11 protein-coding genes are annotated in these 15,457 nt (G+C 60.4%); 4 read left to right on the top strand and 7 right to left on the bottom strand.

Going from position 1 to position 15,457, the window contains the following annotated elements; translation table 11 throughout:
* The first annotated feature begins 2 nt into the window (after positions 1 to 2).
* Positions 3 to 1,307, top strand: a complete 1,305-nt coding sequence (locus C4S68_RS16475; protein ID WP_103934208.1) for a four-carbon acid sugar kinase family protein — start codon at positions 3 to 5, stop codon at positions 1,305 to 1,307.
* Here C4S68_RS16475 and C4S68_RS16470 read toward each other — a convergent pair.
* Together C4S68_RS16470 and C4S68_RS16465 are read right to left on the bottom strand one after the other, a co-directional pair.
* Positions 1,304 to 2,557 carry an MFS transporter gene (locus C4S68_RS16470; protein ID WP_146072187.1) on the bottom strand — a complete coding sequence of 418 codons (1,254 nt, stop codon included), beginning with the start codon at positions 2,555 to 2,557 and terminating at the stop codon, positions 1,304 to 1,306. The two genes, C4S68_RS16475 and C4S68_RS16470, sit on opposite strands and share 4 nt — an antisense overlap.
* Before the next feature lie 11 nt (positions 2,558 to 2,568).
* Positions 2,569 to 3,264 carry an aspartate/glutamate racemase family protein gene (locus C4S68_RS16465; protein ID WP_103934206.1) on the bottom strand — a complete coding sequence of 232 codons (696 nt, stop codon included), beginning with the start codon at positions 3,262 to 3,264 and terminating at the stop codon, positions 2,569 to 2,571.
* A gap of 300 nt (positions 3,265 to 3,564) precedes the next feature.
* Here C4S68_RS16465 and C4S68_RS16460 point away from each other — a divergent pair, with 300 nt between their 5' ends.
* Both C4S68_RS16460 and C4S68_RS16455 read left to right on the top strand, forming a co-directional pair.
* Entirely contained in the window at positions 3,565 to 5,682 is a 2,118-nt protein-coding gene (locus C4S68_RS16460; RefSeq protein WP_268807294.1) for a beta-galactosidase, read from the top strand.
* Complete coding sequence (locus tag C4S68_RS16455; protein WP_103934204.1) at positions 5,679 to 6,761, top strand: glycoside hydrolase family protein; 1,083 nt, start codon at positions 5,679 to 5,681, stop codon at positions 6,759 to 6,761. The genes C4S68_RS16460 and C4S68_RS16455 overlap by 4 nt, the downstream gene beginning before the upstream one ends.
* Before the next feature lie 10 nt (positions 6,762 to 6,771).
* On the opposite strand, the gene C4S68_RS16450 is transcribed toward C4S68_RS16455, so the two are convergent.
* The gene (locus tag C4S68_RS16450; RefSeq protein WP_235011691.1) at positions 6,772 to 9,051 is read right to left on the bottom strand and encodes an alpha-L-rhamnosidase; all 2,280 of its coding nucleotides are present in this window, start codon (positions 9,049 to 9,051) and stop codon (positions 6,772 to 6,774) included.
* A gap of 231 nt (positions 9,052 to 9,282) precedes the next feature.
* Between C4S68_RS16450 and C4S68_RS16445 the strand changes: the two genes are divergently transcribed.
* The gene (locus C4S68_RS16445; RefSeq protein ID WP_103934489.1) at positions 9,283 to 10,917 is read left to right on the top strand and encodes an alpha-L-fucosidase; all 1,635 of its coding nucleotides are present in this window, start codon (positions 9,283 to 9,285) and stop codon (positions 10,915 to 10,917) included.
* Between the two features lie 15 nt (positions 10,918 to 10,932).
* Here the strand turns inward: C4S68_RS16445 and C4S68_RS16440 are convergent, their stop codons facing one another.
* The 4 genes from C4S68_RS16440 to C4S68_RS16425 are packed head-to-tail and all read right to left on the bottom strand — an operon-like array spanning position 10,933 to position 15,444.
* Entirely contained in the window at positions 10,933 to 11,847 is a 915-nt protein-coding gene (locus tag C4S68_RS16440; RefSeq protein WP_235011658.1) for a type II secretion system F family protein, read from the bottom strand.
* Positions 11,848 to 11,862: 15 nt separating this feature from the next.
* Positions 11,863 to 12,831 carry a type II secretion system F family protein gene (locus C4S68_RS16435; RefSeq protein WP_103934201.1) on the bottom strand — a complete coding sequence of 323 codons (969 nt, stop codon included), beginning with the start codon at positions 12,829 to 12,831 and terminating at the stop codon, positions 11,863 to 11,865.
* Positions 12,832 to 12,834: 3 nt separating this feature from the next.
* On the bottom strand, positions 12,835 to 14,193 hold the full coding sequence (locus C4S68_RS16430; protein WP_103934200.1) for a CpaF family protein: 1,359 nt from the start codon (positions 14,191 to 14,193) through the stop codon (positions 12,835 to 12,837).
* A gap of 18 nt (positions 14,194 to 14,211) precedes the next feature.
* Positions 14,212 to 15,444: an AAA family ATPase gene (locus C4S68_RS16425; protein WP_103934199.1), complete on the bottom strand. Its 1,233-nt coding sequence runs from the start codon at positions 15,442 to 15,444 to the stop codon at positions 14,212 to 14,214.
* Between the last annotated feature and the right edge of the window lie 13 nt (positions 15,445 to 15,457).

Raw genomic sequence — 15,457 nt, 5'->3', positions numbered from 1 at the left:
GCATGAACGACCCTTCGCTGCTGTACACCTTCTATGGCGACGACTTCACCGGCTCGACCGATATTCTCGAGCAGCTCGCATTGGGAGGCGTGCCTGCGGCGCTGTTTCTCGCTCCGCCAACGCCGGAACAGCTGGACCACTTCCCCGGGCTGCGGGCCTTTGGTGTCGCGGGCGATGCGCGATCTCAAACGCCGGAGTGGATGGACCAACACCTGCCCAGGCTGTTCGAGGCGTTGCGCAGCTTCGGAGCGCCAATCACGCACTACAAGGTGTGCAGCACGTTTGACTCATCACGACAGGTAGGGAACATTGGTCGCGCCATCGAGATTGGTTTGCGCACGTTTGCGCCGGAGTTCGTCCCCATCGTGGTCGGCGCGCCTCATCTGCGACGTTATGTGATGGATGGCCGCCTCTTCGCAGCCGCGCCCGATGGCATGATTCATCGGATCGATCGGCATCCGATGAGCCGGCATCCCGTGACGCCGATGCGTGAGCCGGATCTTGCGAAGCATCTCTCGCATCAGAGCGACATACGCGTCGGGCACATGCCGCACGATGCGCTGGCATCGACTGAGCGGACGCAAGCAGCCCTGCAGGCGATTCTGGAGGAAGGCGTTCAGGTCGTGCTGTTCGACACAGTGGATGCGATGTCGCTGGCCTGCATCGGTACCGTCCTATGGGCGAAGGGCAAGGCAGGCCCGATCTTCTCAGCCTCGAGCTCGGGCTTGACCTCGGCATTGCTGCGGGCATGGGACGGGGACGGACTCTTGCAAACATCTCCATCTTCCACAGAGGTCAGTCCAACCTCGCCACTGCTGGTGCTCAGTGGATCCTGCTCAGCGGCCACTGCAAGGCAGATCCAGTGGTCGGTGCAGAACGGCTTTCACGGCATTCGAATCGATCCATCGGTGTGGCTTGATTCTGCCAACGGGGCCACTCGCGCGCTCGTGATTGCAGAGGCTGCCGAAGCACTGAACGCCGCGCGAGACGTCCTGATCTACACCGCGGTTGGTGAGTCGCCTGAACAGCCGGAGGGTGCGGCTCTTGGAGCATCTCTGGGCCAACTGGCGATCGAGTTGCTGAAGCGTACTGCGGTTCAGCGTGTCGTCTTTTGTGGCGGAGATACGAGCTCTCACGCGGTACAGGAGCTAGAGGTCACGGCACTGACATGGCTGGCATCGCTCGATCCCGGTGCACCACTCTGCCTCGCACATCGCGACATGAAAGACGGAGGCCCGTTCGAACTCGTCCTCAAAGGAGGCCAGGTTGGAGCACCGGACTTTTTCGCAAAGGCCCGCGGAGACTAGTCCAGCGCTGGCTCCGTGCTCATGCCTCGGGACACGTCCACGCAGGCAAAGAGGACTGCAGCGGCGAGCACTGCGATCGCTATGCAACGGAGCGGGAGCTCGTAGTTGCCGGTTGCCTTCACGACGTAACCAAAGAGCACAGCGCTGACCCAGCCCCCCAGGTTGCCTGCTGTATTCATCAGAGCCGTCGCGGTCCCGCCGTAGTCCCCGCCGAGGCGCATGCACATCGCCCATGCAGAAGGCAGCATCAGGTCCATGACACCAAAGGCCAGCGTTGCGAGAATCACGATCGGTGCATGTCCGGTTGCCCAGCTCATCGCGAGCAACAAGGCGCTTCCGCAAAGAAGACACAGAGAAGTCAACGCGCGATAGGTCTTTACGGCTCCAACTCGCATGACCAGGTGACGACTTACGAAGCCACCAACGAGGTTCGCAAGCATCGCGACGAAGAACGGTAACGACGCCCACACACCCATCTGCGCAGAAGTAAAGTGTGCTCCACGGACCAGCCAGGTGGCGAACCAGCCGAAGAAGAACCAGCTTCCCCATCCGTACCAGAAGTACGCAACGACGAGCAGATTGAGGTTGCGTAGACGTAGCAGTGCGGCCCAGGGGATCGCATGATGCTGCTTCACGTGGGCTCCCCCGGAGTGAATCACATCGAGCTCGTGGGCGGTGATGCCGGGCATGTCCGCAGGGTCCGTACGAAACCACATCCACCACGCGATGGCCCAGCCAACTCCCACGATACCGAGCACCCAGAAGACGGCGCGCCAGCCGAGTACGTGCGCAAGCGGCACGAGCAACAAAGGCGCGAGCGCGCCGCCGAATCGGCTCGCCGCCCAGATAAATCCCTGCGCGCGCGCGTGCTCCTGCCGCGGGAACCAGCGTGCCACGACACCCGCTGCGTTGGGATACGCTCCAGCCGCCCCCACGCCGAAGAGAAAGCGCGCGCTGACGATCTGCCAGAAGCTCCGGCACCAGCCTGTCGCAGCCGTGAAGACAGACCACCATCCCACGATGCGCGTGAGCTCACGGCGCTGACCGTGCTTGTCGCCGAGCGCGCCCGATGGAATCTCGAAGAGCGCATTGCCGAGCACATAGGCGCTGAGGACCCAGCCCCATTGCGAAGGCGAAAGTCCAAGGTCGGAACGCACCCCAGGTTCCGCGACCGCGATCGCGAGACGGTCGACAAAGGTAATGACACTGAGTGCGCAGAGGAACGCGAGAACCTTGTTGCGGCAGCTCATCTTCTGCTGGCTCAAACCATGACCTCGGAGAAAGCCGGCTTTCGCGCGGCTTCGAGTATGCGGCGCGTGCGCTTCACCGCGAGCTCCGGAGAGCCCAACACCTGCGGCTTCAGAAGACCTTCAGGCAGGGCCTTGACCACGCGAGCCATGGAGGCCTGCGCCAGCACGATGAGATCTACCTGCTGCAATTCCTGCAGCAGAGTCTGTGTCAGGATGCGGTCGTGCGTTTCGACGTCACCCGCAAGCACCGCGTCGAAGGCACCCTCGGCCAGTGCCTCCACGATCTCAATCTCCTTGCCCAGCTCTGCGGCCCTGGCTCGAAGCAGCGCCACGGTAGGAGACATCGTGGTACTCAGTGTCGCGGCCACTCCAATGCGCGTTCCGAGCCGGACCGCTTCTTCCGCCATGGCATCGTCGATGCGGATCACGGGCGTATCGAAGAGCTGCTGCGCAATCGCTACTCCAGGGCCGATCGACGAGCATGTGATCAGCACCGCATCCACGCCCGTCGCCACGGCGGACTCCACCTGCATCAGCAGCCTCCGCATCGTGCGGCGCTGAAGGCTACCGGCACGCACCGTCTCCTTGATGAGGCTCTCGTCCACCATGTGGAAGATCTGCACGTCGGGCATCTCCGCGGCGCATAGCGCGGTGAACATAGGGGTGAGCGTGGGGCTGGTGTGAATCAACGCAAGGGTCTGTGCCATCCGATTCGGTCCTCTCCTCATCCCACTTGCAGGATGCCCGTGCAGCCGCCAGGAGTGCGGCCTACTGCGACGATCAGGTTCCGTACTTCTATCGTGGCCACGTGCCCGGAGTAAAGATCGGTTCTGCTCTTCTGAGAAGAAATCGTATCGCCATGATGTCATGTTCGCGCATGACACCGCATGGCGGAACAGGGTAGCGCACCGGCGCGTCCCCGATGCGTTTACCCTAAAGGCATCGACGACGTAACCTCTCGACCGAATTCCTTGCAACGTTCTCCTATTCGCGCCGCATTCCGCACTGTGACACGGTGGGTTGTCCTTGCGATCACCATCGGTCGCGCGTCCGCGACGCTCCATGCGCAATCCACCTCGTACGAGACGCGAAACGCCCCACTACTCGGTGCTGCATGGTATCCAGAACAGTGGCCTGAGTCGCGCTGGGAACATGACGTTGCCCTGATGGAGCAGGCTCACTTCAGCGTCGTCCGCATCGGCGAGTTTGCCTGGTCCTCGATGGAACCGGCCCGGGGTCGATACGACTTCCGCTGGCTGGATCGCGCGATTGCGCTGGCTGCTCAGCACCACATCGCCGTCGTACTTGGAACACCCACCGATGCGCCGCCCGCGTGGCTCACCCAGCGCTATCCCGAGACCTTGCGGTTCAGCGCTAACGGCCGGCGGGACACGATTGGAATGCGCCGGCAATTCAATTACGCAAACCCGCTCTATCGCCGATTCTGCGCGCGCATCGTCATCGAGATGGCGCGACGGTATGGGAAAAATCCGAATGTCATTGGCTGGCAAATCGGAAACGAATACACGGACGAGAGCTTTGATCCCGCAACGCGCACCATGTTTCAGCAGTTTCTGCGGGAGCGCTATAAGAAGTTAGAAGAACTGAATGCGCGCTGGACGACAGCCTACTGGTCACAAACCTACAGCGACTGGTCGCAGATTCCACTTCCGACTGGCAGCGGCAATCCTGGCCTCCTGCTCGAGCACAAACACTTTGTAACGGCAACATGGCGCAGCTTCCAACGCAATCAGATCGATGCGCTGCGTCCGCTCATCAGCTCCCATCAATTCATCACGACGAACATTGGCGGGCTCGCCTGGTCGGATAACTGGGACCACTATGCAATCAGCGAAGACCTCGACATTGCAAGCTGGGACGACTATGTGGGCTCAGGGCATCTCGACGCTATAAAGAATGCGATGCTTGATGACTTCGTCAGGGGCTGGAAGCGTGAGAACTTCTGGATCATGGAGACGCAACCCGGCTTCGTCAACTGGTCATCACTGAACAACGCACTGGACCCTGGGGAGACGAGTGCGGTGGCGTGGCAGGGCGTCGGGCACGGCGCTGACGCGATCCTATATTGGCAGTGGGCTCCGGCGCTCAATGGCCAGGAGCAGTATCACGGCTCGCTCGTGGGGCCGGATGGTGAACCACTTCCGCTTTATCCAGAGATCGCAAAGCTGGGTGCAGACTTTCTTCGTGTGAGGGCTGCGCTGGCAAACACCACGCCGCACGCGGAGATCGCACTCCTCCACACTTATGATTCGCGGTGGGCTTTGGATTTTCAACTGCACAATCGCAACTACGACCAGGAGAAGGTGCTCGGCCGCTTCTATGCGCCGTTGCGGCACCTTGCAGAACAACGCGGCGAGGCCGTGGACATCATTGATCCCAAGCGCGGGGACCTTGCGAGGTACAAGCTCCTGGTCGCGCCGTCACTGAACGTGATTGACGACGAGCTCGCGGACAAGCTGCTGGCATGGGTACACGCCGGCGGCACGCTGATCCTGGGTCCGCGCTCCGGCATGAAGGACGACAATGATGCGCTGGATCCGCATCGTCAGCCCGGGCCGCTGCAATTCGCTCTCGGCGCACAGGTGAGCCAGTTCTATGCGCTGGATCATCCAGTCGCTCTGATTTCTTCAATGGCTGACGTACCTGGCAGCCAAGCGGACACATGGGCCGAGAAGCTTCGACTCACCAGTACGGATACGCACGCTGTACTCGCCTACGATGATCCTGGAGGACTCCTGGATCAAGCGCCCGCGATGGTGGAGCGTAAGTTGGGAATGGGCACGATCGCTTATCTGGGGACGCTTCCCAGCGCTGCCACTCTCAACTCGATCATGCGACGCGCGCAGTCCGGGATGACGGCTCCTGCCATGATAGACGAGAGCACATCGGACGAGGTCGAGGTGGCTGTCCGCAGTGATCGCGAACAGCCCAGTGCGCGCAGACTGATCGTGGTCATCAACCATGCGACCAGTCCTCGAAAGATAAAGTTGCTTGGCACCTATCGTGACCTCCTCGAGCATGCTTCGATCGGGCATCTCGGCACTCAAACCACTGTCCAGTTACCTCCACAGGGTGTCGCGGTTCTAACGATGGAGAAGCCATGAATCAATCGACTCGTCGCAACTTTATGCGAGATGGCTTTCTACTGACGGGAGCCTCCGCCATTGCGCCTCGAGCCTTCGCGATGAAGGATCCGGCGGAACCCTATCGCACGCCCTACAAGTATCCCGAACTGCTGTTGCGTGGCACCGGTCGGAAGGGCGACTTCGACGAGATCGCGGTCGATGATCCGATCGTGTTTCGCGCCAACGGAACGTTCTACATGCTTTATATCGGGTTCGATGGAACGGGCTACCAGACCGGCCTTGCGCGGTCGAAGGACCTGCTGCGCTGGGAGAGAGTTGCGCTCGTCGGGGCCCGCGATCCAGCTTCGAAGTGGACCAAATACAACCTCGCGATCAGCAGTATCCTCCGCGACAAGCGGCTTGACGGCCCCGGGGATGCGCTGAAGCACGATGGCAAATATCTCGCCGCGTGGAACGCCTATCCAGGTGCAGGCTATGAATCTGGGGCCGCGGTCATCGGACTTGCAACCTCGTCGGACCTGCAGCACTGGCAGCTGACTGAGCCCATCCTGATGCCACAGGATGGTGCTCCGTGGGAGCACGGTGGGCTCTATCGCCCGGATCTTCTGCGAGCTCAGGACGGCACGTTCTTCCTTTACTACAACGCGAAGACGGACACCCTGCCAAAGAGCGAAGGCGGAGGCTGGCGTGAACAGTCGGGCGTGGCAACATCGCGCGATCTCCTGCACTGGACGCGGTATGCGAACAATCCGATCCTAAGCAATGGGCCACGCGACAGCGATGATGGCCGCTTCGCTTCCAATCCATATGTCGTAACGCACAGCGGCGGATTCGGGATGTACTACTTCGGCTTCGGCTACACGCGGCCCGGACGCGCGAAGGAGCTGCTTGCGCTTGGCGCCGATCCGTACCACTTCACCAAGGTCCCTCAACCGCTCATCGAACCGGGCGCACCAGGAACGATTGACGAGACCTTCGCTCATAAGCCGTCGATCATCTTTCACGACGGCGCTCTGTATCACTTCTACTGCGCGGTCTCCGGCAAGTGGCCCAACGAGTTGCGAGGCATCGCCGTCGCACGATCAAAGCCATGGTGAGCGTCTCCCACTAGTTCGCAGGCGCGCTGAACGTCCATGTCCCAGCTCCAACCAGGAAGCGAGACTGAATCGCGGACTCGCTCGCTAGCAACCGTGCTCGCGCGTCTGAAGCGGCCTGCGGGGGGAGCACGACCATCGCATGGGCACCTGCAGGTACGGTGATCCTATATGCCACGCGTGTGCCTTCCCGCTTCCAGTCACTTTCGATGTGCCCAAGCGATGAGTCGAAGCCGGCGCGCACCCAGTCCACACCGCTCAGTGCGATCGGATGTACCGTGATCTGCTGCGCCTCATCTGCTCGCGAACGATCGAAGTCGATGCCCGCCAGCCTGCGGTACAGCCATTGTTCTGCACCGCCAAGCATAAGGTGATCCTGGCTGGAGTGCGGGTTTGCATCCCATGCCTCGGTGAGAGCCGTCGCTCCAACCTCCAGCTGGGAGCCATAGCTCGGTGGATCCTTGCGCATCAACATGGCAAGGATCACATCATCGCGGTCTTCCTTCGCCAATGCTCGAAGCAAATAGGGATAACCGATCTCGCCTGCATTGGTGTGGTCGCCCAAAGCGTGGATGTCCGCGACGAGATGCTCGAGCACGGCCTGATGATGCTCAGCCGGCACGATGCCGATCGCGAGTGGCATCGCATTCGCCGCCTGGCTGCCAGTGTCATACCATTGGTGCACTTCGTCCCAGAAGCGCTTATTGAACGCGTCTGCGGTCCTGGTCGCCAGGTCCCCGTATCGCGCGGCCTCATCGGCATGTCCAAGCAGCGTCGCGATGCATTCCATGGTCTGCGCATCCTGCACCAGCATCAGCGTGGCCGTCACCCCGAGCGTGGTGTGCTGCTCAAGGCCCGGCGGCTTGGGCCCGATGTCATACCAGTCGCCAAGCCCGTACTCAACGATGCCTCCCTTCGCCTTGCCCGCGAGCGCGGCGATGTACCGTTGCATCATCGGATAGTCCTTCTCCAGCTGCGCGCGATCCCCGTAGAAGGTGTACGTCCACCACGGCTCCAGAATGGCAGCGGATCCCCATTCCGGAGAGTCGTCGAAGCTCCCGTAGATGGAACCGAAGCGCGTGTATTCGGGTGCAATCGTCGGCACGATCCCGTTGTCCCATTGCGCGTCCGCCATGTTGCGGTCGTTCGCCGCCATCAGGGCGCGGAGATCGTTGTTGAACATCATTCCGTCAGCCTGCAGATGCGTTTGCTCAAGCCAACCAAGCTTTTCACGGTGCGGGCAATCGGTCATCAGGCTCACCTCGTTGTTATGCATCGCCGCAAGGATGAGGTGGTGGATGCGGTTGAGCATTTCACTGGAACTCTCGAAGGTGCCAACCGCACGCGCGTCGGTGTGCTCGGCAATTCCTTTGATCGAGAGCACGGTGGCGTCGGCATTGGGTGCAACGGGCTCGCTATACGGCCAAGGCGACTTGACCCAATCTGCCTGGACATAGCGGAAGCCCATGTAGTCGAAGAGTGGTTGCCATGCCTCGTCGCCGCTGCCACGCAAAGTGTAAGACCACCACATGGGTCCGTGGAACGTGGCCTGGCTCACAGTACCGTCCGCATTCAAGAGCTCGCCGGGAGTGAGCCGGAGAATCGCTCCTGCGGGGCCATGGACGCTGATGCGCACGATGCCTGCAAAGTTCTGGCCGAGGTCGTACACAACGCGCCCGGGCGCAAGGGTCGTCGTCTTCACAGGCTTGTACGTCTCATGCACGCCAACGGGTAGAGCGATTGCCGGAATGAGCTCTCCACCGGGACCGTCCACCGCTTTCGCACTCTGCCATGCGTGGTCATCAAACCCTGCCAGCTTCCACGTTGGATCGTCGCGACGCGCATCAAAGTCCTCCCCTCCGTACGCGGAGTCGAAGAGCAACGGACCTGGCGCAGCCTTCCACTGCGAATCGCTCGTGATTACTTCGGTCCGCCCCTCGCGGTACTTCAACTCGAGCGAGGCAATGAGCTTCGGCGCTCCAAAGCTGCCCGTGAACTTGGTGTATCGCGTACCCTTCCGAGCACCCTCAAGTGAGGTCTTCTGCACGTTGAACATCCCGTTTCCGAGCATCACGGATAGCACGTTTGCACCGGGATGAAGAAGCCGCGTGACATCCAGGGTGTCGTACGCAACAGTCTTGCGGTAGTCCGTCCAAGCTCCATGAAGTCCCGGGGACGCGACCGGCCGAGCCTCGTGCGAGTCTGCAATCCACGCATCCCACTGGCCTACGCCAACGATGCGTAAGGTCGCCTTCACCGGCCGCGCACGAACAGTGAAGGTACGGCGAAACACAGGCAATGGGTGGCTCCCATCCTCCTCTGCGCCATCTCGCACGGTGGAGAACGGAGCTGCGATCCAATGCGCGGAGCTAAACGCCAACTGCCCAGACACTTCGGGATGTTGAGCATGCGCTTCCCTCAGAACCAGGATAAGCAGTAGCGCCGTCACCGGCCGGGTAAAGATCATCTGAACCTCGCGACACCCAAGCTAACAAAGCTGCCCTTGCTCTGCTATGGTGACGCCATGAAACTGGCCGCACTGCTGATCTTGAGCCTGCTCACCAAACCTGCGATCGCGCAGGACAAGAAGGTAGCTCCAGGGGAGGTCTACGAGCGCAATATCGCGCGCCAGACCGCAAAGGTGCACGCGGAGACCTCAGTCGCGAACAAGAAGGTGCCGTTCCACGCGGCGTGGGATTCGCTCGCGACATACCAAACTCCGAATTGGTTTCGTGATGCCAAGTTCGGAATCTTTCTGCATTGGGGGGTCTACTCCGTTCCGGCATTCGGAAACGAGTGGTACTCCCGCAACATGTACATCGAGGGCAATCCAGCCCACGACCACCAGGTGAAGACCTATGGCCCACTCTCCAGCTTCGGCTACAAGGACTTCATCCCGATGTTCAAGGCCGAACACTTCGATGCCGGAGAATGGATCGATCTCTTCTCTGCCGCGGGCGCGCGCTATGTTGTCCCGGTGGCCGAACATTGCGATGGCTTTGCGATGTACGCCTCGCAGATGACGCCCTACAACGTAGCGCAGATGGGGCCGAAGCGTGACACCACAGGCGAGCTGGCGGCTGCGGCGCGCGCGCGGGGTATGCACCTCGGTCTTTCCATGCACACGGCGGAACACTGGTGGTGGTACGGGGTCGGCAATGCCGTTGATTCCGACGTGAGGAGCCGCACGCCTCAGACGGAGCTGCTCTATGGGCCCGCGGCCGCGATGAAGTTTCCTGTTGCTGGCAAGCCTTTGGACTGGACGCACGAACCGAACGCAAGCCATCTCGAGTTGTGGGTGCCTCCGGATCAGCGCTTCCTGGATCAGTGGCTTGCGCAGTCGACAGAGGTTGTCGACCGCTATCATCCGGAGTTGATCTACTTCGACTGGTGGATCGGACAACCGGCCATGAAGCCGGCATTGCAGCAGTTCGCGGCATACTACTACGACCGATCGGCAGCATCAGGCGTGAAGCCCGTGCTGACCTATAAAGAAGAGGCGATGCCCGCAAACACAGCTACGCTCGACATCGAGCGAGGCAAGCTCGATACGTTGCGTTTGCTTCCGTGGCAGACGGACACGTCGGTCTCGGTGCACTCCTGGGGTTACGTTGAGAACGACGAGTACCGGACAGCTGGCTCGTTGATTCAACAGCTCATCGACACCGTTGCGAAGAACGGGAACCTGTTGCTCAACGTGGGTCCCAAGGCCGATGGGACAATCCCCGGCGAAGCCAAGAGTGTTCTGCGGGAGATGGGAGGGTGGCTGCGAGTCAACGGCGAGGCCATCTACGCCACCCGGCCCTTTGCGGTCTTTGGAGAGGGGCCAACGGTCGCTGCGAAGAACTCACAGGAGAAGAATCACGACATCCAGACCTATACGTCCTCTAACGTTCGTTACACGCAATCGAAGGACGGCCGCCTCATCTACGCCTTGTTCATGGGTTGGCCAGCCGATGGGGATGCCACGATGCATGTGTTGTTCCGTGGCAATCCCTATCTCGATGGATCCGTGTGCCGCGTCGAGCTGATCGGAAGCAGTGATCCCGTCGCGTTCCATCAGGACGAGTTCGGCCTCCACGTAACGCTGTCACGCGCTGCAGATCCGAAGCTACCGGAGATACCCGCGTACGCATTACGCCTGCATACGCACTGCTAAGGACGCAGACCGGAACTACTGTCCACTGCCCATGGTGCGCATGATGCTGAGTCCCGGGGGGCCAAGCAACACGATGAACAGGCTCGGGAAAATGCAGAGGACGAGCGGAAAGATGATCTTCACAGTCGTCTTCGCCGCCAGTTCTTCAGCACGCTGACGTCGCTTCTGGCGAATGCCATCACCAAACTGCGAAAGCGCACGGGCGATCGGCGTACCGAAGCGCTCGGTCTGCATCAGCATGTTTACGAAGGCATCGAGCTCAGGCAGCTGGTTCCGCTTCGCCATGGACGCCCAGGCCTCGATACGCTGCTTGCCTGCACGCTGCTCACGATTGATGCGCAGGAACTCCTGCTGGATATCCGGGTGCGACTTTCCTAGTTCGTGGCCGCAACGCAGCATCGCCTGATCGAGGCCTAGCCCAGCGTCCACGCAGATGACGAGAAGATCGACAGCGTCGGGGATGGCAGAGCGGATACGTTCCCGCCTCGACTTCACCATGCGCGTCAGAATGATGTCAGGTGCGAGATAGGCGAAGCCCGCTCCGGTGGTCATCAGGAAGACACGCTTCCAGGGGCAGAAGCTTGCGGCGATGAGAGCGATGATTGGCCCAAGGACCCGAGCTGCCACGTAGATGTCAACGTAGCGCGCGGAGTTAAGGCCCGCGCTGACGAACCGCTCCAGCAAAGCAGGATTCTCCTGCATGCCAAAGCGTGCGCGAATCTTGCGGATCTCTTGAAAGAAGCGGTCCTGAAGCGCCTTTGAGCGCTGTTGCTTCAGGGAAGGCGTGCTCAGATCCTGGCCCTGCATCACGGCCAGCGCCCGTTCACTGACCATGCGCGCGGCGCGCTGCATCATCAACGCAGCGACGATGCCGACTCCACAGACGCCGGTGATCGTGATCATGATGTAGAGCAGGGTATCCATAGTCATTTACACCTTGAGTTCTTACACCTTGATATCGACGATCTTGGAGATGATGAAGGCGCCGAGGAGGATGAATACGCCTCCGGCTCCAAGCAGCATCTGTCCCATGGGGTCATGAAACAGCACGCTCGAATACCCGGGCGTAATGATGTTCGTGAGCCCGAGCATTGCGACAGGGAGTGCCGAAAGAATCCACCCCGTGAGCCTGCCCTGCGCTGTGTAGGTACGAATTTCGCCCTGGATGCGGCCGCGCTCACGGATGACATGCGTGGTGCGATCAAGGATGTCGCAGAGATCACCGCCAGTCTCTTTCTGCACAAGGACCGCGGTGATGAGGAAGTGCAGATCCTGCGAAGGAACACGCTGGCCCATCGCAGTGATCGCGTCACGGAAAGGAATGCCGAACTTCTGCTGCTGAAAGCAAAGCGCGAACTCGGATGACAATGGCTGCGGCGTCTGTTCCGAGATGACCTCAATCGAAGAGGCCACGGAATGTCCCGCACGCAAGGCACGCGCCATCAGGTCGATCGCGTCCGGCAGTGCAGCCTCGAATTTCCTCAGGCGACTGGATTTCTTGAAGCGCAGGAAGAAATAGGGGAAGCTGGTGCCCACGAGGGAGATCCCCGCAACCACGAACGCAGGGCCATCAAACCAGTTGACGATGAAGCCCGCGATAGCAGCAACACCAACACTCATCAGGATGATCGAGCCCACCGACTGCTTCGATCCCGAATACATGATGAGCAGTTCGAGGTTCTCTGCGAAGTGGTAGCTCTTGAACCATTCCGTGATGCGGCCCGAGATCTTGCGCTTGGGCTCTTTATCTGCGAGATGCAAGCGTTCATTCTCAGGAGCATCGGGAACAGTATTCTGCAGCACGACCAGGCGCTCCTGCACGGCACGCTGCAGATTTGCAGGAGCAGAGACGAAGAGCACCAGGGCGACGCTGGTGAGGAACGAGATTGCGAATGCGCCAAAGAGGATGACCATCAGCTAGACCTCGACGACCTCATTGAGGATGCTCATCGGCAAGGGGATACCTGCAGCCTTCAGCTTTTCGTCGAAGCTGGGCACCACACCTGTGGCAACGAAGCGGCCCTTCACGCGGCCGTTGGAATCGACACCGCGCTTCTCGAAGAGGAAAAGATCCTGCATGCTGACGATGTCGCTCGTAGCTCCCGTAATCTCCGAGATATGGGTGATGCGACGCGTGCCATCGCTGAGGCGCGAAGCCTGGATGATGAGGTGCACGGCCGACGCGATCTGAGCCTTGATGGCCTTCTCCGGCAGCGCGATGTTGCCCATCATCGTCATGGTCTCCATACGCGCAATGGCATCGCGAGGCGTGTTCGCGTGGATGGTGGTGATGGACCCATCGTGGCCTGTATTCATTGCCTGCAACATGTCCAGGCATTCTTCGCCACGGATTTCGCCAAGGATGATCCGGTCGGGCCGCATACGGAGAGCGTTGATGACAAGTTCGCGCTGGCGGATCGCGCCCTTCCCTTCGAGGTTCGGAGGACGGCACTCAAGACGCCCCACGTGGCGCTGCTTGATCTGTAGTTCGGCCGAATCCTCAATGGTTACGATGCGTTCGTCTGGCGAGATGAAGCCGGAGAGGACGTTGAGGAGTGTTGTCTTACCGGCGCCCGTACCTCCCGAGACGACGATATTGAGCCGGCACTTCACCGCAGCCTTGAGCAGCTCCATCATGCCAGGCGTCAACGCCTTCTTGGCGAGCAGGTCCTCGACTCCAAGAGGCGTCGAGCCGAAGCGGCGGATAGAGACCAGAGGTCCGTCAATAGCAAGCGGAGGAATGATGATGTTCACGCGCGAGCCGTCGAGAAGACGCGCATCCACCATCGGGGAGGACTCGTCGACGCGACGCCCCACAGCCGAAACGATCTTGTCGATCACATGCATCAGGTGCGCGTTATCGCGGAAGCAGACGTTCGTCTCTTCGAGCTGGCCGCGACGCTCCACGTATACGGTCTTGTACGTGTTTACGAGGATGTCAGAGATCGTGTGATCGTTGAGCAGCGGCTCAAGTGGCCCGAGGCCGAAGACCTCATCCATCACTTCCTTTGCGATAGAGTCGCGATCGGCGGCAGTGAGCGGAATGTTCTGTTCAGCGACGAGTTGCGAGATCGTCGCGAGAAGCTTGGAGCGGCCCGACGCGTCGTTCTGAAGGCCGGCTAACTCTTCGAGATCAACACGTTTGATGAGCTCGTGATGGACGTCCGTCTTGAGCTGATAGCGAGCCGTATCGGCGAGGTGCAGGCTGCTGCGGATCTCGGCAGTAGCGATCGGAGGACGGGGTGGCCCAGTCATCACAAGGGTTTGATCGGCCATGAAAGAGGTCCTTTCCGGCTAGAACCCGAACAAGAAGGAACGCTTCTTGACGGGCTCGGGGGCCTGTATCGACTGGGAGCCATCGGAGGTCAACCGGAAAGCCCATGTCTGAAATGAGTTACTAAACGTCCCGCGCTGTGCAGGTGCGACCGGCTCGCCTGCGTTGATGGCGCGCATCAACTCTGCGTAGTTATTTGGTACCGCGAGGTACACCGGGAAGTGAATCGTCTTCTCGATATCCTGCTGGCTGACGGCATCGTCGGATGTGGAGCGATTGATGACGACATTCAGCTTGTCGGTAAAGCCATCGATGAGTGCGTAGTGCTCCACTCGACGGATCAGGTCGCGCAAGGCAGCGACATCGGGCGTGGAGATCAGTACTACCTGGTCGCTGGAACTCATCATCGCGTGCGTGGTGCTCGTGTACTGCATCGACGTATCGATGAGGACGAAGTCATAGCGGCGACGCAGTTCGTCCATGATGCGTGCAATCGCATCGGCCGGCACCTCACGGGGAGCAGCCACCACATCTGGAGATGGAATCACTTCGAGGCCACTGGGATGACGCGTGACGAAGCTCTCAAGCAGATCTGTATCGAGGCGATCGACGTTGCGAACCAGTTCATCGAAGTAGTACGCGCTCTCCTTGATTCCAAGGTGCAGCGCGATGTGGCCGAGTTCGTGCTTATAGTCGATCAGCAGGACCTTCTTGCGATGCTTCTTCACCAGATGCATGGCAAGGTGTACTGCAAGCGTCGTGGTGCCAACGCCACCTTTTACGCCAAAGAAGGACAGGACCCTTCCCTTGCCCGGCTGCACCTGCGAGGCACTTACGCGGGCGCGCTGGAAGCGGTTCAACGCTGCGATAAAGGTTGGGCGGTCGAGGGGCTTCGACAGGAACTCATCGCAGCCGACACGCATTGCGCGCAGCAGAAACTCGGTCTCCGTGCGAGAGCCAATTGCAACGAGGGAGACGCGCTGTTGGAAGATCTGGCGCAGGCGATCCATCGTCTCCAGCGCGGCTTCGGGATTGCGGTCGCAATCGATCAGCGCAACGACGCTGTCCGCGTTGTTGATGATGCTGGGAAACTGTGGACGCTTCTCTCCGGAGATGTATTCCTGGAACTCACCAACGAACTCAGCGCCGCTGATGCTCTGCGTCGCCGCTGCCGTCGCGCTGGCGACATCAGGCGTCGCGCAGACGCTGAAGACTGCCTGGCTGGTCTCCGATTTTTGTGACTCGGTCGGCATTCTGCTCGCTTCT

The organism is Bryocella elongata (assembly GCF_900108185.1).
In the GTDB taxonomy this organism is placed as follows: domain Bacteria; phylum Acidobacteriota; class Terriglobia; order Terriglobales; family Acidobacteriaceae; genus Granulicella; species Granulicella elongata.
This window is presented reverse-complemented; position numbering and strand designations above follow the sequence as displayed.

Excerpts from the sequence above, each read along its gene's own strand:
- C4S68_RS16475 (WP_103934208.1), top strand. The coding sequence starts at position 3 with ATGAACGACCCTTCGCTGCTGTACACCTTCTATGGCGACGACTTCACC.
- C4S68_RS16470 (WP_146072187.1), bottom strand. The coding sequence starts at position 2,557 with ATGAGCTGCCGCAACAAGGTTCTCGCGTTCCTCTGCGCACTCAGTGTC.
- C4S68_RS16465 (WP_103934206.1), bottom strand. The coding sequence starts at position 3,264 with ATGGCACAGACCCTTGCGTTGATTCACACCAGCCCCACGCTCACCCCT.
- C4S68_RS16455 (WP_103934204.1), top strand. The coding sequence starts at position 5,679 with ATGAATCAATCGACTCGTCGCAACTTTATGCGAGATGGCTTTCTACTG.
- C4S68_RS16445 (WP_103934489.1), top strand. The coding sequence starts at position 9,283 with ATGAAACTGGCCGCACTGCTGATCTTGAGCCTGCTCACCAAACCTGCG.
- C4S68_RS16440 (WP_235011658.1), bottom strand. The coding sequence starts at position 11,847 with ATGACTATGGATACCCTGCTCTACATCATGATCACGATCACCGGCGTC.
- C4S68_RS16435 (WP_103934201.1), bottom strand. The coding sequence starts at position 12,831 with ATGGTCATCCTCTTTGGCGCATTCGCAATCTCGTTCCTCACCAGCGTC.
- C4S68_RS16430 (WP_103934200.1), bottom strand. The coding sequence starts at position 14,193 with ATGGCCGATCAAACCCTTGTGATGACTGGGCCACCCCGTCCTCCGATC.
- C4S68_RS16425 (WP_103934199.1), bottom strand. The coding sequence starts at position 15,444 with ATGCCGACCGAGTCACAAAAATCGGAGACCAGCCAGGCAGTCTTCAGC.